The sequence below is a fragment of the Sphingobium mellinum genome (genome assembly GCF_037860795.1).
GTDB lineage: Bacteria > Pseudomonadota > Alphaproteobacteria > Sphingomonadales > Sphingomonadaceae > Sphingobium > Sphingobium mellinum.
In genome coordinates, this window is record NZ_JBANRK010000022.1 from 21193 (window position 1) to 41116 (window position 19924).

General features: G+C 64.1%; 19 protein-coding genes. 2 read left to right on the plus strand and 17 right to left on the minus strand.

Annotated elements, in window-relative coordinates; translation table 11 throughout:
* Nucleotides 1–2 precede the first annotated feature (2 nt).
* The 13 genes from AAC640_RS16285 to AAC640_RS16345 all read right to left on the minus strand — a co-directional run bounded on the left by AAC640_RS16285 (nucleotide 3) and on the right by AAC640_RS16345 (nucleotide 12162).
* The gene (locus tag AAC640_RS16285) at nucleotides 3–533 is read right to left on the minus strand and encodes a hypothetical protein (protein ID WP_150289997.1); all 531 of its coding nucleotides are present in this window, start codon (nucleotides 531–533) and stop codon (nucleotides 3–5) included.
* Complete coding sequence (locus AAC640_RS16290) at nucleotides 530–2206, minus strand: DEAD/DEAH box helicase family protein (RefSeq protein WP_340268164.1); 1677 nt, start codon at nucleotides 2204–2206, stop codon at nucleotides 530–532. Before AAC640_RS16290 ends, AAC640_RS16285 begins: the two co-directional genes overlap by 4 nt.
* Complete coding sequence (locus tag AAC640_RS16295) at nucleotides 2203–4542, minus strand: ATP-binding protein (RefSeq protein ID WP_340268166.1); 2340 nt, start codon at nucleotides 4540–4542, stop codon at nucleotides 2203–2205. Before AAC640_RS16295 ends, AAC640_RS16290 begins: the two co-directional genes overlap by 4 nt.
* A 21-nt stretch (nucleotides 4543–4563) precedes the next feature.
* Nucleotides 4564–5007 carry a very short patch repair endonuclease gene (locus AAC640_RS16300; RefSeq protein ID WP_240334152.1) on the minus strand — a complete coding sequence of 148 codons (444 nt, stop codon included), beginning with the start codon at nucleotides 5005–5007 and terminating at the stop codon, nucleotides 4564–4566.
* Complete coding sequence (locus tag AAC640_RS16305; RefSeq protein ID WP_150289998.1) at nucleotides 4991–5932, minus strand: Eco29kI family restriction endonuclease; 942 nt, start codon at nucleotides 5930–5932, stop codon at nucleotides 4991–4993. Before AAC640_RS16305 ends, AAC640_RS16300 begins: the two co-directional genes overlap by 17 nt.
* A gap of 72 nt (nucleotides 5933–6004) precedes the next feature.
* Complete coding sequence (locus AAC640_RS16310) at nucleotides 6005–7168, minus strand: DNA cytosine methyltransferase (protein ID WP_150289999.1); 1164 nt, start codon at nucleotides 7166–7168, stop codon at nucleotides 6005–6007.
* On the minus strand, nucleotides 7155–7358 hold the full coding sequence (locus AAC640_RS16315; RefSeq protein WP_150290000.1) for a ribbon-helix-helix domain-containing protein: 204 nt from the start codon (nucleotides 7356–7358) through the stop codon (nucleotides 7155–7157). Before AAC640_RS16315 ends, AAC640_RS16310 begins: the two co-directional genes overlap by 14 nt.
* A 118-nt stretch (nucleotides 7359–7476) precedes the next feature.
* On the minus strand, nucleotides 7477–9453 hold the full coding sequence (gene rlxS, locus AAC640_RS16320; RefSeq protein WP_340268173.1) for a relaxase/mobilization nuclease RlxS: 1977 nt from the start codon (nucleotides 9451–9453) through the stop codon (nucleotides 7477–7479).
* A 261-nt stretch (nucleotides 9454–9714) separates the two neighbouring features.
* Nucleotides 9715–10029, minus strand: coding sequence for a hypothetical protein (locus AAC640_RS16325; RefSeq protein ID WP_340268175.1), 315 nt, complete (start codon nucleotides 10027–10029; stop codon nucleotides 9715–9717).
* Between the two features lie 260 nt (nucleotides 10030–10289).
* The gene (locus tag AAC640_RS16330) at nucleotides 10290–10898 is read right to left on the minus strand and encodes a lytic transglycosylase domain-containing protein (RefSeq protein ID WP_340268177.1); all 609 of its coding nucleotides are present in this window, start codon (nucleotides 10896–10898) and stop codon (nucleotides 10290–10292) included.
* Nucleotides 10886–11470: a S26 family signal peptidase gene (locus AAC640_RS16335; RefSeq protein WP_340268179.1), complete on the minus strand. Its 585-nt coding sequence runs from the start codon at nucleotides 11468–11470 to the stop codon at nucleotides 10886–10888. The genes AAC640_RS16330 and AAC640_RS16335 overlap by 13 nt, the downstream gene beginning before the upstream one ends.
* Nucleotides 11457–11696: a helix-turn-helix domain-containing protein gene (locus AAC640_RS16340; protein ID WP_340268181.1), complete on the minus strand. Its 240-nt coding sequence runs from the start codon at nucleotides 11694–11696 to the stop codon at nucleotides 11457–11459. The genes AAC640_RS16335 and AAC640_RS16340 overlap by 14 nt, the downstream gene beginning before the upstream one ends.
* A gap of 166 nt (nucleotides 11697–11862) precedes the next feature.
* Nucleotides 11863–12162 (minus strand): DUF736 domain-containing protein, encoded by a 300-nt coding sequence (locus AAC640_RS16345; protein ID WP_340268183.1) that lies wholly within the window; start codon nucleotides 12160–12162, stop codon nucleotides 11863–11865.
* Nucleotides 12163–12408: 246 nt separating this feature from the next.
* Between AAC640_RS16345 and AAC640_RS16350 the strand changes: the two genes are divergently transcribed.
* On the plus strand, nucleotides 12409–12894 hold the full coding sequence (locus AAC640_RS16350) for a thermonuclease family protein (RefSeq protein ID WP_340268185.1): 486 nt from the start codon (nucleotides 12409–12411) through the stop codon (nucleotides 12892–12894).
* 75 nt (nucleotides 12895–12969) lie between these two features.
* Entirely contained in the window at nucleotides 12970–13857 is an 888-nt protein-coding gene (locus AAC640_RS16355) for a hypothetical protein (RefSeq protein WP_340268187.1), read from the plus strand.
* A gap of 90 nt (nucleotides 13858–13947) precedes the next feature.
* Here AAC640_RS16355 and AAC640_RS16360 read toward each other — a convergent pair whose 3' ends face one another.
* From AAC640_RS16360 to AAC640_RS16375, 4 genes are all read right to left on the minus strand, one after another.
* Nucleotides 13948–15720: a ParB/RepB/Spo0J family partition protein gene (locus AAC640_RS16360; RefSeq protein ID WP_340268189.1), complete on the minus strand. Its 1773-nt coding sequence runs from the start codon at nucleotides 15718–15720 to the stop codon at nucleotides 13948–13950.
* 89 nt (nucleotides 15721–15809) lie between these two features.
* Nucleotides 15810–16244, minus strand: coding sequence for a DUF2958 domain-containing protein (locus AAC640_RS16365; RefSeq protein ID WP_340268191.1), 435 nt, complete (start codon nucleotides 16242–16244; stop codon nucleotides 15810–15812).
* Complete coding sequence (locus AAC640_RS16370; RefSeq protein ID WP_340268193.1) at nucleotides 16241–17212, minus strand: ArdC family protein; 972 nt, start codon at nucleotides 17210–17212, stop codon at nucleotides 16241–16243. Before AAC640_RS16370 ends, AAC640_RS16365 begins: the two co-directional genes overlap by 4 nt.
* 468 nt (nucleotides 17213–17680) lie before the next feature.
* The gene (locus AAC640_RS16375) at nucleotides 17681–19753 is read right to left on the minus strand and encodes a TonB-dependent receptor (RefSeq protein ID WP_340268195.1); all 2073 of its coding nucleotides are present in this window, start codon (nucleotides 19751–19753) and stop codon (nucleotides 17681–17683) included.
* Between the last annotated feature and the right edge of the window lie 171 nt (nucleotides 19754–19924).

Sequence of the window (19924 nt, forward strand, 5' to 3'; positions counted from 1 at the left end):
CGTCACTCCAGCCACGCCAGTTTATCAATCCCCAGAAGCGAGGCCGCCTCTCGAACCAGGGATCGGGATTTCTCGCTCTCGGTCTTGCCGCTCTCCAGCAACACGACACCGAAGGCAGAGTAGGATTTTGCCGCGCGACTCCGCTCGAAGACGGCCATGAGCACCGATTTCCAATCTCGGCTCCGACCCCAGCCCACTATTCGTCCGTCTTCGAGCCGTCGGCCATGAGGCTTAATGAAGGTTTGTACGGATCGATCAGTCTCGGTCAGGTCCAAAAGCCGCCAAACCTCGGATTCATTCAAGGATAGTCGCGCTCGTACATACGGTTTGACCAGCGAGTCCTTTATGTAAACTCGAACCTTTCGCGCATCCATGACTTGGGCCAACTGACCGCCGATGGTGCTGTCGCGAGTCCACTGCTCATAGTATCGGGCGCGCTCGACATCCTGCAGCGCCATCCAACCAAGATCGTCGCATTGTTCCCAAAGCTTGTCGCGCATCGCGTCGCGTATCTTGGAGGGGATTGCCGTCATTGAATTCCCCCTCCCGCATGCGGTGGAGGAAAGTCGAACGCGGGAAGTTCAAGCGTCGGATCCCCCTCGCGCATAAAGAGATCCGCTTGATCCTTCATCCAATCGAGCATGAAGCTGCCGGCGCCCTCATCGCGAAACTGGATGACGCCCGGCAGGCGCAGGCGCTCGACATCACCGCGTACGGCCCGTTCAAGCTCGACCACCTCGGCCAGCCGCCGCAGGTCGCTGACGAAATCGAGCACTACGACCTTGGTCTTTCGCGGACTGATCCTCAGTCCGCGTCCCAATTGCTGCACGAAGATGCGACGGCTGTGGGTGACGCGCATGAACACGATCATGTCGACATCGGGCACGTCCACACCCTCGTTGAAGAGGTCGCGCGTGGTAACGACGTCAAGCGCGCCTTTGCGGAAATTCGACATCACCCGGTCGCGCTCGCGCGGTGTCATGTCGCCGGTGATCGGCTCCGCCCTGAATCCGAAAAGACGCAACATCGCCGCGAAGCTCTTGGCGTGGGCGACCGACGAGCAAAAGATGATCGCCGAGCGCCGTTCCTCCTTGTCGAACGTCTCGCGGATCGAACGCGCCGCCTCCTCGTCGCGGGTGGGCAGGAGCAGCAACTTGTTCAGCTGCGTGAGCGAGTAGCTGTTCCTTGATTGGGCGCGCACGAAGGACCAGTCGATGTTATCAGCCAAGAGACGGTAGTCCGCCTCGCAAAGAAAGCCTCGCCGCAAGCCCTCGGCTATCCCGATGCGGACGACCGGCGGGCCCAGCAGATGATCGATGTCATACCCATCGCCCCGCCAGGGAGTTGCGGTCACGCCTCCGATCATAGCATCGGTCAGTTGGTCGGTGACGCGTCGAAAACTGTCCGAACCGACGTGATGGGCCTCATCGATCAGGACGACGCCGAATTCGGGTAGCTGATCGAGGCGCGAAACGGCGCTTTGAACCGTCGCGAAAGTGATCCCTTCCCAGGCGCTGGGGAACTCGCCGCCCATCATTCGGTGGGTCGGTACCCATTTGGGGAGTTGATCCCAGAACGCGCGCTGTAGCTGATCGACCAATTCGCGCGTCCCAGCCAGAACCAAGACCTTCGAGCCGGAAATCGCCTCGTCGCGAAAGAGTTGCGAAACGCTTTCCGCCAAAACCACGGTTTTGCCGAGACCCGTCGCCAACACGACCTGTCCGCGACCAGTCTCTCTCAGCGTCCCGATGAATTTATCGACCGCTTCCGATTGATAGTCGCGCAAGTCCCGCCTGCTCGGCGGATATTCGGGACTACGCCTCGCCATCTCGAGCAGCGTCGCGGGTTCCAATATGCCGATCGTTATGCCGAGAGCGGCCCAGCGCCGGATCGCGTCCAGCATCGCCGGTCCCGCTCGCCGGCTCGTCGCGACGAAGAGACGGTCCGCTTTGTAGTAGCGACCAGCCTCACCGACCTGATCAACCGCGCCTGCGGAGGGGTATCCGTTGGTGGTGAACTTGCACTGGATAACCCATAGCTCTCCGTTCTTCACACCGAGGACGTCGGCGCCCGCGTCCCCCGAACCACCGATGAGCCGCACATCGTCAAAACCGTTGCAGACGAGCAATCTGGCGATGTCACGCTCGAACGCCTGCCACGAGCCGTGCAGCAAGCTGTGGGTATTCAGGAACGGTTCCGGGATCACACGTACGAGTCCGGTCTCAACAATCGAAGCGAACACGTCGCTCGGATCACCGCGTCCCGGGAAGCACGAGCGAGATCGGCGGGAGTCTGATCGACGAGCCAGATCGCGTCGCCGAGGTAGGCATCATACCGGGCCACGGTGGCGGCCTTCGCCTCCTCGGTGACGTCGCTCGCGCCGAAATCGAGCGACGAATAGGCGTCCTCCCAATAATTGCCGTCGAGGAACAGTTCCGGATGGCGCTGGAAAAGTCGGCGAACGGCGGCGCCGTCCGCATACTCCCAAAAACGGCCATCTTGGATCAGGGCGCGCGGGTCGGACACACCGCGTCCGGCCATGCGGCGGGCGACGCCCTCTTTTTCGCGCTCGGTCAATTCCCCATGCATCGTGTCGGCCGGCTGTCCACTGACGAGGCCGGCCGCCGCACGGCAAATCTCCGTTAGCGTATTTCCCGCGACGGCGATGATGTCCTGCTCATCCAACTTGGTGTCGACACAATATTCGGCGCGCAGGTCGGCGAGCACATTCGCCACGGTCGCCTCCAAACTGTGCCCCTTGATGAATTCGATCGTGCGGTAGGTCAGGTCCACCAACAGGGCATCCAGCGGCGTCATGGTCGTCGAGCGAAACATCTCGTGGGACGTATCGACGAGGAAGGCGTATGTTCGCGTCGCGACGTCATCCAGCCGCACCGTCCAAGCCTGGCCGGTGGGAAGCTGTGGGTCGGCCGGATCGACCGCGAACGCCTCGACATCGAATTCGGCGCGGTATGTCGGATGAATGTATTTCCGAGTGAGCTCGAAAATCGGACGTCTCGCCGGCGGTGGCGGGGGTTCGGGCGATGCCGCAGGAGGCGCCGCGTCGGGTTGTTCGGGCGCGGCCGGTTCGCCGGGTTCGGCGTCGCCTCCTTCGCCGAGAAAACCTTCGGGAATCGCCGCACCGTCACCGCTACCGGGCGTGTCGCCAAGTATTTTCGCGTCCTGCTCCTCAACGCGCTGCCACCATCGTTCGTCCGTAAGATAGTCCGGGTCGGCCGCCGCGAAGAACCCGGCCATCTCGACGGCTCGGTCGTTGTCCTGGACGACCATGATCCGAGACCATAGTCCGTTTTTTCCCTGCGGGCTGGTCCGCCGAAAGGCTTGGAACAGCTTGTAAAGCGGACTGTGGTTGCCTTCATATCCCTTGAGCCTCGCCGCGTTAGGCCGAAGTGGTCCCTCACCGCGCACGACCCGGACCATTTCGCCCCATGCCGGGTCGTCCCGCTCAAACCGGTTCTTGGTGTAGCTAACCTGGCAGTGGTCGAGGTGGATCTCGCCGATGAAGCGTCCCCGACTTCTCGGATCGTCGATCGGATACTCGCTTTCCTGTGTTTCCCCGTCGTTCCAGATGAAGAGATCCTTGTTTCCGATCTCGATTTTTCGCCCGTTGCGGATGAAGTCGATTCCGAAGTCGGATTTGTCGAGATAACGCTGCAGGCCCACCCAGCCTCGGACCCTTCGGGGTGTCTCGACGATGGAGCAGGACGCGCTGCCGGTCGGGCACGACTCCTGGTCCGACGCCAAGGTGCGCATGCAATGCTGGCAGTAGCGCCGAGGCGCGAGCGCCACGTCGAACTGCTCAACGGCGTTGACGGTCGTTCCGTCCGGCAAATCAACGGAACGACTGGCGTCCCAAACACACGGCCGCAACGGCATGACGCGAGCACCGCCAAGCATGAGTCGTATGGTGCCGGCGTCCGAATTCGAGAGAAGCGCCGAGTAGGTTTTCGCCAAATGTTTCTTGATCGTGGTGCGATTGTTCGCGCGCGCCAGATAGGCCCTCTGCTCCGGCTTCAGGCGTGAAATGACAATCTCGGTGCCGTGATCGGTATGATCGGCCTTGGGACGTGTCTGACGCGGCACTCGATAATTGTTCGAAGCACGCAACTCTTCGAGATCGATGCGAACGCCTACTTGCTCCGGATCACCGCTGCGGCTGGTCCAGACCTCGGTGACCACGCCGAGGCGCGCGGTCGCAATGTTGAAGCCCATACCGAAGAGCCCAAGCTTCGAGAGCGGGTCGTTTCCGGTCCAGCCCGCCCGCAACGCGTTCTCGAGTATCTCAAGCGACATTCCCGGTCCGTTGTCCTTCACCGAAACGCGCGCCGCGTCGGTGTCAGCCATTGGTATGGTGACCGAAATTTCCGGCCGCGTGATGGGCGTTCCAGCCCTGGCCGCGTCGATGAAGCCGTCGATCGAGTTATCGATCAATTCCGCGAGACATCGCCATTGCTCGAGCGTGATCTCGCCCAGCATTTGCAGCACGCGTGGCGCCGGCGTCAGATCCAGTTCCTGCGGCATTCTAAGACGGCCTCCCCAATTTCACGGTGGGGTCGCCGATGCTCCGCCAGCCGCGCGAACCACATTCACCAGTTCCGCGAGATGATCCTGATCGAGCTGGCACTCCCAGATTTCGATCACTCGCCAACCCTTGTCCTGGAGCGTAGCCGTAACGGCTTCGTCACGCGACCGATTTCCGTTCAGCTTTGGTTCCCAGAAGTCTTGGCGCGACTTCGGCAATCTCGCGCGTTTGCAGTTGGGATCGGGGTGTTGATGCCAAAAACAGCCGTGGACGAATATTGTCAGGCGTTTGCGGCGGAAGATGATGTCGGGTTTGCCGGGTAGATCCTTGGCGTGAAGACGAAAGCGTAGGCCCGCGGCGTGGAGGGCTCGACGGACGATAAGTTCGGGCTTCGTGTCGCGCGCTCGAACGAGCCGCATTTGCGCGCTACGCTTCGGATCGACCGCCTCAATCTTCGGCGCCACCCGCTTCCTCCAAGCTGGGCCCCGTCGCGTCGCCGACCGGCGGGGATTCATTTCCCTCGGCGATCTCGCCATCCTGACGGAAACCAGTCAGCATTTCCTCCAATAGACTGGCGTGATCGGTGCGTGGCGGTGCCCGCTCCAGCGTGGCGTTGATCCGAGCCTTGATCTCGTCGGGACTGATCGAGTCGACGAGCCGTGAGTCCAGCGCCCATTGCCGGCCGGGATGTACGACGTCCCAAGGGGAGCGCTTGTTGGCCCGCGTGGTGGCGGCGTCACCGTGTTTGCTCATGCCCCAGCATGCTTTCGTCTCCTGGTTCCAAAGCGGCCAGAAGGTCCGGATCAAATGCTTTTCGGCGACGAGCTGCGCGTTGGTCGCGCACACGAGCCGCCGACAATTGAAGTCGTCAAGTTGGATGGCGTGGAGGCCCGACGGAAGCCGATCGGCGTAACCGGCGGCTGTCGCGATCGTGCCTGCGTGCTCCAGCAACCGCGCGGTAAGCTTAGCGCCCTGCTCGCGGGGATTGCTCGCATCATCGTTCTGCGGGTCGGCCTTGCCGACGTAGATCGGCGTCTCGGTGCCGGAGATCGCTGCGTAGAGCGGATGGTCGCCGGTGTAGTAAATCGCGTAGACGCCCGACCCGTATGCGGATTTGATCGCGCTCAATGGAATCATCGGCTGCGCCAGCAAAGCCAGCGACACCATTCTACCAACCGTTTTTGGATCGGAGGGATCAAAAGTCGCAGTAGGCATACGAACAGGGTCGGTCCGCGACCGCGCCGCCTCCACCGCATTGGCGTGCGCGGCCAGGCTTTCGCGAATCCGGCGCACAACCGCCTGAGGCGGGTTGTCGCCCGCCGCCGCGAGTACGCCGGCGAGCGCCTCCTCCAATGCTTTGATCGCGGCCCGATCGGGTGACAGCGCCATCAATACCCCTTCAAATTCCTAAGGGGGCACCGTAGTTGCGACTCAACCGACTTGGTTCCCCACCAACCCGTGTTAAGCGGCGCGACGACGGGGGGCCAGCCCGACCTTGCCGGAGTTCAGGAGGCGGCGCAGCCAACCGCCCGCAGCCAAGGCGAGCGGCACCGGGACGGCGTTGCCCATTTGGCGCATGCTCTCACTCCACGAGCGCGGAAACTCGAACGCGTCCGGCAAGCCGACCAGCCGCGCCGCTTCGCGTTTCGTGAAATAGCGCACGGACCCATCGTCCCGAACCATCATGTTCTCGCCACCGGGCACGCCATGGTCGCCCGCCTTGAGGGCTTTCGCCGGCAAATCGAGAGGGCTGCCCGTGTGGCCGGGGTAGACGCGCGCGCCCGGCTGCAAAACATGGTTCCGCAGTCCATCGGGATCGCCAAGATCGGACAACGCGTCTCGAACCGTGACCCAAGCCGCGCCGACCGGCGCTGCCTTCGCTTGGCGCAAACGCGCGACGGTGGCCTGATCCTGTCTAAGGGACGGCGCCTTGCGCGGCTTGAGTCCGTGCCGCTTCCAATATTCGCCGGTGACATATTGCTCCCACAAGAGGCGTTCGCGGGAATGCGTCGCGATCATCGGCATTGGCGTCACACCCTCGCTGGCCCGGGCACCGAAAATCAGAACGCGATGCCTTATCTGGGAGGCGCCGAAATCCGCGGCGTTCACGATCTGCCAGCAGACCTCGTAGTCGCGCGGTTGCGAACTCGCGCGCAGCCGATGGGTATGGGCAATATACGACTCGCCCGGTCGACGGGCCACCGACGGCCGTTCGAGATGAGCGAGAATCCATTCGAGATAGTGCCTGAACTTCGGACCGGCGAGATTCCGGACGTTCTCGAAGAGAAAAGCGCGAGGCGCGCCATCCCGGATCGCCCGAATCGCCTCGGGCCACATGTCGCGGTGATCTTCCTGGCCAAGTTTTTTGCCGCCGATGCCAAAGGGCTGGCATGGCGGCCCACCAGAGATCAGATCCAGTGCCTTGTGCGCCGACCAATCGATATCGCGCACGTCCGTACGCTCCATCGGCCAGTGTGCGACGTGCTCGACCTTTCGATCGCGATTATGATGCACGGTGGCGACCGCGTCGGAGTCAAACTCAGCCATGAGAAGGTGACGGAAGCCCGCCTGCGACATGCCGAGGGCAAGCCCTCCACATCCGGCGAAGAGTTCAGCGCTGCGCATCTTCGCCCCTCTCAAAATCCAACGGCAGCATCGGGCCGCCCGACGCCTGCTCCAAAAATCGTTCCACGGCCCGGCGAACGAGCCACGCAACCTTTACACCCTCAGCCTTCGCTAAACGGTCCAACTCCAACTTTTGCAAGCGGGACAATGTAGTCGTGACGCGTTCCGCGTCCTTTCCATCCTTGCCCATCGTTGGCTCCGCAGCGATCCGCGGCATTCCGCGGCGCAGCGACTATGCCTTATTCGCTCACTTCACTCAATGCACTTGACACATAGCATCCACAACGGAACAAAGCAAGAACAGTTGATCAGGGAATCTCTGGCCCCCCTCGTCCACGGCCTATGCGCCAGCTAATTCCATCGGTTCTGACGACCCCGGCCACCGGGTTGCCGATGCGCCGATCAAACACCGGCCGCCAAGGCACGAGGGTGAATTCACGGCTCTTCTCAACCAGCGCGAACCGACCGCTGGCGAGATCCACCCGACGCGCCAGCCGCCCCTCGATAGTTTCCCCGGCTCTCGCCTCGACGAACGGCTTGCCCAACTCGCCAGCCAATTCCTCGCCGGCACGAAGAAGCTCACGTCGCTGAAGCATCATGATCGCGTTGGCGCGAAGCCGGATACGATCCCCTTCGACATCCGCAAGCTGCTGCTCGACCAGCCACTGCTGACGGCCCGCCATGGCCGCACGGACGTCGCGTCCGAAGCCGGCGTCACGGATCGGCAGCGGAGATTGCGATGCCAGCTCTCGATCGACCCAAGTTGCCGCGTCGGCTCCACGAAGCTGGTCCAGTGGTTGCGCTGACAGGGTCTCCACCTCCACCGGCTGGTCGCGATGGCGGCGCGCCTCGTAGGCGGCCGCACGATCGACATGGTCAGCCGGGATCGTCCAGGTCCCGTCGGCCTCCCGCTCGACGCCCGCGCCGGCGCGTCGCATCGCCTCGAGCCGGCGCACATGGGTTTCGGCGAACGCCTGCGTGGCCGAAGGATCGTTCCGCAGATGCAGGTCGACCGAATATTGCCCGCCATTCGCCGCCGCCACCTCGGCGACGGTTCTGTCGGCGTCCCGAACTTCCATGCTCCGCGCTGACACCCGCACGATCGCGCCCTCCGGGATCGGCGCGACGGCGTCGCCACGCCCGATGTCGACATAATGGGCGTGCCCATCGACACCGTCGACGATCAGAAAATGTCGATCCCGGAGCTCATCAGAGAAGCCGCGTGCGATCACCCGCCCGACGATTGGTTCTGGGTCGCTGTCGCCGCCGCCGAATAGGCTTCGTCCAATCCATGGCCGCTGCAGGTTCCGCGCCGTCAGTTCGCGCTGCATGGTCCGGATGATATCGCCGCGCTCGCCGAGCGATCGCAGCGTTCCCTCAAGGTCATCGGCGAGGCGCCAGATACCGCCGCCCACATTCTCCGCGAGATCCATGCTCGCGAGCTTCTGCAGACGCCCCGCGCGCAGCGATTGCTGGAACGGATCGCGGTCGGCCGACAGGACCAGGCGATCTGTATCCATCGACCGGATCAGACGGCGATCGATCGCGGTCATTCGCTCCTCACCAATGTCGTGCCGCAGGCGCGCTTCGATCTCCTGGTCGGTGCGTGGCCCGAGGTCGAGCGTCGCCAGCTCGGCCGCACGCTCGCGGATGCCGTGCGAGATATATTCGCGCGCGATGATCAGGTTCTGACCAGTGTCGTCGACACCGCGCAGCATGATGTGCGTGTGCGGATGGGCGGTATTGAAATGGTCGACCGCGACCCAATCCAGGCTTGTGCCGAGGTCGGCCTCGATCTGGGCCATCAGCCGGCGGGTGTAGGGCTTGAGGTCGGGATATTCCGAACCGTCCTCCGCGGAGACGATGAAGCGGAACTGATGGCGATCGCCGTCGCAGCGCTGAAGGAAGGCCTTGCCATCGGCCGTGTCCTGATCCGCGGAATAGAGTTCGCCCGGCGCACCTTCGCGGGTGACGCCGTCGCGCTGGATATAGCGCAGATGCGCGCGCGCGGCGGGCATCCCCTTGGTGCCGATGCGGACCAGCCGCGTCTTCACCACCGCACGCCGAGCGCGCATGCCGCCGAACCGATCGCGGCTCGACAGTAGCCGGCCCATGCTCGCTCCGCGCCCGATCCGGCTGCCGTCGAACCGACGGCTCCTGACCGCACCCTTCTCGGCCGAGCGGATCGCCGCGCCGACGACGCGGCCGAGGTATCGCCGGGCCTTCTTGCTGCTCCGCTGACGCTGGCGGCCGAGCCGGGGCGTGAACTCGTCGTCCTCGCTCACCGTACGCTCCAAATCTCGCGATTTGGCACCAAAAATGGCGGATTTCTGCCATTTGTTTTGAGCGTGTCTCGCTCAACTAGCGGCCTGTCTCCCGGAAAAACGATGTGCAGACAAACACTTAGCAATGCCTGCGAGGCATTGCCTTTCTCTTGCTTTCGCCTTTCCCCTTCTTCCCATCCCGTTCCCCACCCTCGGCGCAAAACAAAGGCCGGGACACGATGCCGACCCGGCACCGCGCCCCGGCCCGAAATGCGCAGCTCCTCATGCATCCGCGAACGCCGCCAATGCCTGCTTGCGCCGCCCGAACTCGCGCTTTCCCATCATCCCGTGCGCGTTTCCATCGCCATCGGCGATCATCACCGCGACGAACCATCTGCCATCCAGTCGCCCGAAAATCCGAACCCGATCCAGGTCGATTTCGTCATCGTCCGCGCTCTCATAGGTGCCGATCCAGCGCTCCTGCTCCCGCGCATCCCAGAGAAAATCACTCTCTTCGGCCTCCAGGAACCGATGCGCCAGAGCCTCCCCGACACCGTGGCCGAACTCGATCTCCAGCCCCGAAACCAGCGCCGCCATCACGCGATCCGACGCCACCGAAATGGGTTGAAACATGCCCATGATCATCTCCTTCGCTTCTGTTTTCCTGATCGAGAACATCGTGAAGAAGACGGGTGGCGGAGCGGCTGTCAGGGCCGCGGAGCGGAGTGGAGCGCCGCGAAGCGGACGTGGGGGGAACCGATTTTCGAAGAAAATTGGGGGGCACCCACGGGCCTTGATAGCCGCTCCGGCAGCCGTCATGCTGGGCCTGTCGAGACGAGCCCCTCCCACGCCCGCGATCATGGCCCGACCTTCCGGACAGCGAACAGCGACGCCTGCGGCTCACTTGCGGTGGATGAGGATCGGTCTTCGGAAACGGTTCGCCGGACGATGAACAGCGGGGGCGGTGCTGCGGTTTGGGCGGCCAGCGACATCGGCTGTGACCTGCCGCCCACAGTACCGAGATAGGCCACCGTCTCGCCGGAAAGCCTCCGATCGCCGGCGAGCCAGGCGGCATAGGCGCCCGGTCCCGCATTGTAGGCGCCGAACAATCCCGGATAGCCGAAGCGGTCGTACATTAGCCGCAGGAAGCAGGTGCCCGCGAGAATATTGTCGCGCGGATCGTCGGGATTGGTGCCCAATCCGAGGCGCGCGCGCATGTCCGCCCAGGTCGCGGGCATGATCTGCATCAGGCCCATCGCCCCGGCACGGCTGCGGATCGGATGCCCGTTCAGCGTCGTATAGCCCCGGCTTTCGGCCCGCATGACGCGCTCGATCCAGCTGGTCGGGATGCCGAACCGGGTCGACGCCTCCTCGATGATCGGCCGCCAGCGCCCGACCTCATCGGCCCTGGCGGGGGTCGCGGCCAGCAGCAGGATGGCCGATAGCAACCGGGTCAGCGCGCCCACAGCATCCGCGCCTTTCCAACGACCAATCCACCATCAGTCACGCCGAAATAGCGACCATCGAACGAACCGGGACTGTCCGACATCAGCAGGAAAAGCTGACGACCGCGCAGTCGAACGCACCCGCTCCACCACGGCATTGGTCGCCCCCTGGCGTCGGCAACGCGGCGCTCGACCACCCATGTTCCGTTGATGAAGATCTCCTGCCCAAGCGCGCAGACCTCGTCTCCCGCCACTGCCGCGACGCGCTTCACCAACGGCACATTGACGGGAATGTAGCGGCGCTGCGCGGCCATCATCCGCCACGGATCGGGCACGCGCGCGATGACCATGTCGCCGGCATCGACGGACGCTCCGGGGGTCACGGCATAAAGGCCGATCGGCGCGCTGGCGCTGGCATTCCACACCAGGCGCGGAGCCGGCGGAGACGCTATAGTCAGCCCCAGCAGGGTGATGCCGATGCCGGCGATTGCGATGCGACGGCCGAGGATCCGCCGCCGCTGCTTGCCGGCACGAAGCTGATCGCCCCACTCTAGCAGTGGCGTCGCCGGCCCGCGCTTTTCACGCCTGGTCATGGTCGCGGCCTCCCATCGACTGGGCCTTCGACCATGCATCGAGATCGTCGATATGATATTGGACGAAGCGACTGTGCAGCCGGAACACCGGACCTTTGCCGGCACGCCGAAGCCGTTTCAGCAGCCGGCTGGAGAACTTCAGATAGGCCGCCGCCTGATCGGTATTGAGATAGGGGGAGCCGCGTTTCGCGCGGCTCGCGCGGGAGATGTCGTCGTCGCTGTCCATTCTGTCTGTCCGTGTCCGAAAGCGATGGCGATCTGCCGCCGCTGACACCGGGAATGGCGGGCGGGACACTGGCCGGGGAGTGTCGGAATCGCGACCTGCGTTTTCGACACACCTGATGCGCCGGGGCGTGAATGCCCCGCGCGCAGTGGCGCGCGGGGCATCCGGTTCAGCGCGACCAGATGAGCTTGTGCTCGCCGTCGTCGCCCTGGCTGAGCGTCGCGTAGATCGGCGCCGGGAACGATGGATCGTCGAGCTTGAGGCTCAGATATTCCGCGCCGGTCTCGCGCGCCGCCTTGGTCCAGGCCGCTCCGAATTCGACGCCCGATGCGCTGACCCGGTGGTCGGGCGCCTTCTCGTTGTCGCGCTCGCAGGGGCGAATGCTCGCCTTGACGCGAAGCGTCAGGGTCCGGATTTCGCCGGTGTAGACGCCGTTTTCGCCGCGGGTGAAGCTGCCAATCTGTGCCATGATAACCTCCTTCAAGTGATGCGATGCCGCCCGATGCGGCCTCGACAGGCGGTCGATCAGGCGGGCAAAGGACGGTCCCGCACCCGCAGGGCCGCAGCACCGCGGAGGACGGCCAAAGCCGGGCTTCTTGCCTCGCGAGGAAGGCGAGGGAACCGAGCCGGGGAAGAAGTTCGGCGACGCCGTTGCGGGACTGGAGGACCCCGCCAGACCCCCCGAGAGAGAGGTCCGTTTAGGGCGGCAGTCGACATGCAGGAGGTCTGGCACCGTGCGGATGACGCTCGACAATCGGCCCCCGGCACCGCGATAATCGTGTTGATGCTTCGTGCCCTTGCGCTGACCGCCCTCATCGCGGCGATACCGATGGCAGCGCCCGCCGGCGCGGCGGGCGGCCCTGGTTCCGGCCGCGTCGCCTGGGTGACCGACGGCGACACGTTCCGGCTGGAAAGCGGCGAGCGGATCAGGATCGCGGGGATCGATGCTCCGGAAACGCACCGCGGCCAGGCCAGATGCGCAGGCGAGACAGTATTGGGATTGCGAGCAAAGGACCGTGCCAAGGCGCTGCTCGCGGGCCGCGAGGTGACCTTCCACCGGGTCGGCCGCAGCTACAATCGGACAGTGGCCACCGTTGTCGTCGATGGACGCGATCTTGGAACCGAGCTGGTGCGGATCGGTGTCGCGAAGTGGTGGCCGCACGGGCGACCGAAACCGGTTTGGTGCGAACGTCTACGCTGACCGCGTGCGTTGTGATCAAGGGAATGGCACTTAGGCCTCAGCACTTCGCCGTTCGGCAGAGTCCGGGGGTATCCGATGGCCACTTATACGGTTCCAAATCTCGCGAAGCGGGGCGCGCGCTATGCGTTCCAGCTGCTGCTCCAGCATGTCCGCGATGGTGACGAACCGTTCGTCACCTACGGCGCGATCGCGCGCCTGCTCGAGCAAAAGCTGCAAATCCCGAAGGTCTTCCCAACTCATATCGGCTGGGTGGCCGGCGCGATGATGGACCAGATCGAGGGGGTCGATCCAGACGCGCCGTTGATCAATGCGCTCGTCACCCGCCCCACCGGCATTCCGGGGGCCGGCTTCGGCGGCTATTACGACCGTATCCTCAAGCCGGCCGGTGGGCGCGGCTGGACGAAGCTGACCGATCCTCGCAAGCTCGATGTCGTCGCCGAGGTCCGCGGCGACGTGCGCGCCTATCCGGATTGGGACAAGGTCTATCGGGCGATCTATGGCGGCGATCCGCCGCGGCGGCCTCAACCCAAGAAATTCACCGAGAAGGACGGCAAGCCACCCGAGACGGCACGCCCGCGGGGCGCGGGTGAAAGCGAGGAGCATCGTCGGCTCAAGGAATGGGCTGTCGAAAATCCGCAGGCGCTCGGCCTAGCGGGCGCGATGAAGGGAGAACCTGAGAAGGACCTGTTGTCCGGCGACCGGATCGACGCCTTCTTCACGGATGGGACAGCCTTCGTCGCGGTCGAGGTCAAATCGATACGGTCGGGCTATTACGACTGGCAGCGCGGACTCTACCAATGCGTGAAATACCGCGCGGTGATCGCGGCGCAGGAACTGCCGGTCGCGGCCAACGTGCGCGCGCTGCTGCTAACCGAGGAAGAGTTGCCGGAGGAGTTGAAGGCCCGCGCCAGAACGCTGGGCGTCACGCTTAAGGTGCACGCGCTCAACCCGCCCCCAAGATGAAAAATCCGCGCGCCGACGCCGGAACGGCGGAGGCGTGCGGCCGATATTCAGGGCCTGATGGCGGGCGGGCCGAAGCCCGCCCGCGTTCGGTCACGCAGCTTGCTTCAACGGCTCCTGCTCGGTGTCGGGGTCCGGCTCCGGGGTCCGCGCTGCCTCGACCTTGGCATGGGCGGCTACAGTGCCGACACCGCCGCGCGCGGTGTAGGCCGATGCTGGGAAGCCCAGCCATTTCGGCACCCAGCGCTCGACCTTGGTCCGCCCGTCCGCACCATCAAGATGGTCACGGACGATGCGCTTCAAGGTCTTGGTCTTCTCGCCCGCATTCGCCGTGGCGACCGTCTCGCCCGCCACTTCGGCGACGATCCGGATCAGCACTTCCTTGTCGCGGATCAGCTCGAAGAATGCCGGGTCGGCCTGCCACCAGTCGGCCATGTCCACGCCGATCTGCGTTCCCGCCGCCGCGACGGCGGCGCTCCCGCTGGCCAGCGTCTCACCCATGACGACCGTGATGATCTCCATGACGATGGCGTCGGGAAGGTCGATCAGGCGCAGGAAGATCGCCGAGAGGCGATCTCCCGCCACGCCATAGTCGTCGCCATTGCCGCCGGTGACGGTCGGCTCCTCGGACGAGAAGTCGAGAACGCCAAGCACCGCGCGGCGGCGCTCGTCGAACAGCGTCTCGCCGCGACAGGTTTCGAGGCTCTCGCGGACCTCGTCGTTGCGCGCCGCCTGCGGTTCGGGCGACACCCGCCACAGATGCGATCCGCCGATGGCGTGGGCGACCATCAGGCGCAAAGCGATGCCGGGATGACCGAGCAGGGCGGCGCGCACGGCGGCGTGACGGTGCAGGTCGAGATAGGTCTGCATCGTCGATGTGACCTCGGGCCGTGCCAGTTTCGCGGGTTCCGGGCCGTCGCCGCGCGCGGCGCGCCGGGCTTCCTTGGCGGAGAGATAGCCCTCGTGGAAGGTGACCTCGCCGGTCGAACGGACATCGACATAGACGCGCCCGCCCTTGCGCTTCGCGGCCTTCTCATATTCCCACGAATGGAAATGCTCGGACGCGGGGACGATCACGACGTCGCTCCAGCCCTCCTTCAGATAAGCCGCGCGGCGCGCCTCGATGGCCTCGTTCTGCGCCGTCCAGAAGGCATCGGCGTCGGCGAAATAGCGGTCGTCGCCGAACAGGTCGGCGACCGTCGCGCCCTTGAACCCGTCCAGATCGAACAGCGCGAACCGGGCCGGGATCGACTGCCCGCCGAACAGCCACGCCTTCAACTGGTGGCCGGTCGGGACATAGGTCTCCGGGTCATCATAGAGCGCCAGCCACGCGCGTTGCTGGCTTTTGCTGGCAAGCGTCAGGTGGCGGACGGTGGCGCGGTCGATCTTCTCCGCCGCATAGAGGCTGCGGATGCGCGGCAACAGATTGCCGAGCGCCAGCACCCGCGCGATGGTCAAGTCGGGAAGGCCGAAGGTGGCGGCGATGTCGGCGACGTCGCGGCCTTCCTTCACCAGCCGAGTGTAAGTCTCCCATTGGGTCACCTCGTCGGCATCGAGCCGGGCGAGGTTCTCGATCATCGACGCCTCGATGGCGGCGGCATCGTCGGTTTCGGCGAGGATGCGGCACGGCAGCGGCTCGGCCTCGCGGGTTTCCTGCGCGACGATCCGGGCGGCGTGGAAGCGCCGCGCGCCCGCGACGATCTCATAGTGACCGTCCTGACAATTGGGGCGCACCAGCAAGGTCTGGATGATGCCGCGCTTGCGCACGGTCGGCAGCATATCGGACACGTCCGGTGCCTTTTTGCCGTAGCGCATGTTGGTCTTGCTGACGGACAGCTTGTCTTGATCGATGAAAACGAGTGTCATGGCACAACTCCTTGTGAGTGCCGGTCCGTCGCTCTTTGCGGGGATGGCGGGCCGGTTTCGGATTGGCGGCGAAGCGCGCCGCCCGCGCTTCAACCGCCGTCCGGCTCGCCGGAACGGTGCGGAAGATCAGGGTCCGCGCCGGTCTGGACGGCGCGGCGCAGCAGGGTTTCGGCCCAAAAGATCGAACCGGCGCGGCGCGCCCATTCGGCCCAGACGGACAGCGGAAAGGTGCTCTCGAACGACAGGTCGCGCTCGATGAACAAGCCGAAAGGCAGGCGCACGGCGACGATCTCGGACAGGCTGAAATAACCAAGTTCCGGGCAACCGAAGCCAAGGTCGGCCAGCCCGAACAGGGTGTCGCCATCCTCGGCCAGTTCGGTAGCCAGCCATGTCGCCGCGCCAAGCGGATTGAACAGCTTGACCACGGGCGGTGGGTCGAAGCGCTGCCCCTTCTCGTCACAGGCGCGACGGGAAAGGTCGTTGGCGCGAAGCGCGGAGCGCAAGGTCGGGGTCAGGAGGATCATGCCGCGATCCTCCCGTCCCCGCGCGCGGCCTGTGCCTCGCGGTGGCGCGCCAGCAGCCAGTCGGCGGCTTTGGTAGCCGCGCCGGCGGCGCGGAAGATCGCGCGATTGTCCTCGCGCAGCACCTCAAGCCACGAACCGATATAATCGGCGTGGCGCACGGTCGGCATGATGCCGAGCGCGGCGCAGAGGAACGCCGATCCCATCTCGGCGATCAGTTCCTCGCGCGCATAATCCTTGCTGCCGAAACCGTTGGTCAGGTCGCGGTTGAGACGCTTGGCATGGCCGGTGGCGTGGGTCAGTTCGTGGAGGCAGGTCCGGTAGTAATTGACCTGCTCGAAGAAGGCAGGCTGCGGCGGCACCTGCACGAAATCGAGCGACGGCACATAGAAGGCGCGCGTCCCGCCGATGCGGAAATCCACACCCGACGCGGCGATCACGTCCTCGGCGACGGGCACGATCTCGCGCTCGGGCAGCGGCGCGGGATCGGCCGCCAGTCCGGCACGCACGCCTTCGCACTGCGCGACATTGAAGACGGTGAAGCGCTTGAGGAAGGGCACGGCCTTGGGGTCGCCACCCTCGCGGGAAGCCCGCTCCTTCTCGGCCTCGGGGGTGAAGCGGTCGGCATAGACGACGGTCACGCCATGCTCGCCCTTGCGGACGCATCCGCCCGCTTCCTGCGCCTGCCGGAAGGTCAGCCACGACTGCGACGGCCAGCCATGCTCGATGACCGCGCCCCACAGGATCAGCACATTCAGGCCCGAATAATTGCGTGCTGTGAGCGCGTTGCGCGGCAAGCCGGGTCCGGCGCTGCCGGTCGATCCCCAAGGCTGAACCCAAGGCAGACGCCCGGCCTCAAGCTCGGATACGATGCGCGCGGTCACCTCGTCATAGAGGCTCACCCGGTTGTCGGCCTGACGATCCTCGCCCGCAACCTCTCGGCGGGCACGGCGGCTGGTAGCTTTGCGCATCGCGGTCCTCCATCGCCACCCAAAAAGCAGCAAGCCTCCCCGGAAGGCGGGGGTGGGCGGCGAGACGCGACCAAGAGGCCCGGCTCCAGTGGCCGGCGGCACCGCAGGGCGGAACGAAGAGGAGCACCCGAGCGCGCGAGGGTTGCCGCCGGCCGCGCCGGGCCTAGCCGGGAGCGCCGCCCGCACCCGCCGTACCGGGAGAGGCACAGAGAACGCCGCCGCGCGGATGCGCGGCGTCCGCAGCCATGCCAGCGATCGTTCTTTAACAGCGGTCCCGACGTCAAGTGACGTTCTGCGGGCCGAAGGCCCAGAACCAATTCTCCGCCGCAGGCGTCTATATAGGGGGCGTTGCGGGGGGCTGGCTCCCTGCAGAAGGGGTCCGCCGAGACCGTGCGGCTCGGCGGTAGGGGAAGGCTTTCCCCTTAAATCAGCAACCGTCAGATTACCGACCGATAAGCGGCGATGCTCTTAGAATTGATAGCGCAACGAGACGCGCACCTGTCGCGGTTCAACCGGATGAAGGTGATAATCGTCTACCCCCGATGCCAGCTCGCCCTGCAGACGAGAAGTGTAGAAATAGGTGATGTCAGCATTCTTGGCGGCGAGCAGGTTCAACACATCGATGCCGAGTTTGGCCCGACCGAATGTGTAGTAGCCCCCAAAATTGACAAGTGTCGTGGGTTTAGATCTTGCGCTGTCATCTTCGATGAGAGGAGCCGAACCAAAGTGCCTGACGCGGAGCGATGCCGACAGCCCTCGGCCTAAATCAATTGTTGTGCCGGCCGAGATCACGTTGCCCACGGAGTTAGGTATCCGCGCTTCTCCCGGCGCGACGTCATGAAATCGAGCATGTGTGAGCGCCGCCGACGCATCGAATGTGATCCAATCAGAGGGCCTGACGAATAGGGTCGCCTCTGCGCCGTAGCGACGCGTGGCGTCGTTTGGTTCAGTCGTGCCGCCATCGCCGGAAAACACCAACTCGGAGCCGAGGGAGAGCCAAAAACCGACGAGCGAAATCGAGACACGCGGATATTCCACGCGTGCGCCGACCTCTGCGCCGCGCGCCTTTACCAGCAATTTGACCGTATCGGCCGGATCGCCGGTCTTCGGGTCGAGCCGTATCGTTGCACCGCGGGCATCGTTGGAGTGAAAGCTCTCACCGTAATTGGCGTAAAGCTCGAGATGGTCCGTAGCCTTCCAAGCAAGTGCCGCCTTCGGCCCAAGAATGGCGTCTGAACCTTTCCCGCTATTTGCGCGGAGCGTTTCGGACCGCACATCATAACCGTACAGGTCACCGCGCAAGCCGAGCACAAGCCTGAGGCGTTCAGTCAGTGATGCGGCCATCTGCGCGTAGATGGCGCCGCTATATTCATCCACCCGGTCCTGCCGAACCGTCCCGATCCTGATCGCATTGCGAGTGTGATAGAGGCCGATCTTCCCGATGTGATCGTACCGGGCATCCATGCCGATCGTAAAAACGGCCGATTTGCCGGCGATCGTCGCTGCGAAGTCGTGCTTTGCCGAGCCGCCGAAGACGCCACGCTGATCGCGTTGCTGAAACTCGTCCCCATTGACCGGATCGTCGAGGAAATAGGTGAAGTTCGAGGTAAGGCGAAAGCGGTAATATAATGCGAAGAGGTTGATGTCTGTGCCGCTAAACGAACCGTTTCCGGTGAGGCCGATCCGCGTTGTCGATCCGCCAAGAAACGGATCTATGTTTCCAAATCGGCTGATAAGCCCACTTTCGATTGCACGAAGGGGCACTTGATCGGTGGCATTCCAAGTCGCGTGATAGCCGGTAAAGCCAATGCTCAAGCCCTCGCGGTCGCTCCCGTGCGAATATTTCACCGCGGCGTTGATCTTCTTCAGATCCTCGTTGAGCACCCATGGCCCGTTGGACGCCGTGCCATCGACCGCGAGTAGAAGGTCGCCACTGCCTGCTGGCATGCTTCCCGCCAGCAATGCACGATAATAGCCGTAGCTGCCGACCGTGATTTCCGCGGTCGGCTTCATCGTATCGACCGTCTTGAAGCGAACAGTTCCGGCAGCCGAGAAATCACCGACGTCGACGAAATAGGGACCTTTCCGATAATCGATGCGCTCGACCAACTCGGGAATGAGGAAGTTCAGATCGAGGTAGCCCTGGCCATGACCATGCGTCCGCATATTGACGGGAACACCATCGACGAAACCGGCGAAGTCGGTTCCGTGATCGAGATTGAACCCTCGTAAAAAATACTGGTTTGCTTTGCCGGTGCCCGAGTGTTGCGTGGCGATGACGCCTGGAACGTTCTCGACCAGCTCGCCGACCCGGCTGAGCGGCTTGTTCTCGAAATCCTTGTAGCCAACGACGCCCTGAGAGCCGGAGGTTGCGAGACCGATCTGCGCGAGCGCCCGACCATAAACGACTATTTCATTGTCGCTTTTGCCTGCCGTGTCCGGCGATAGCGATTGTGCCTTAGCGGCGGTCACGGCTGCCAGGCTGGGTAGACTGACCGCGAATCCAAGCCCGATGAACCGAAGCCCTGCTGCAAGCGACACCACAACCCCCGTATGCGCTTTCTATAAAAAGCTCATACCGCAAGGGCGGCTCGAAGCGAGGGGGCAAATTGACGTATGTGGAGCTATTATCAAAGTACGCATCCGATAGCGGCCGCCTTGCGATAGGGGAGTATTCGCGGGAGTTAGCGGCAGTGCAAGCACCGTGGTTTG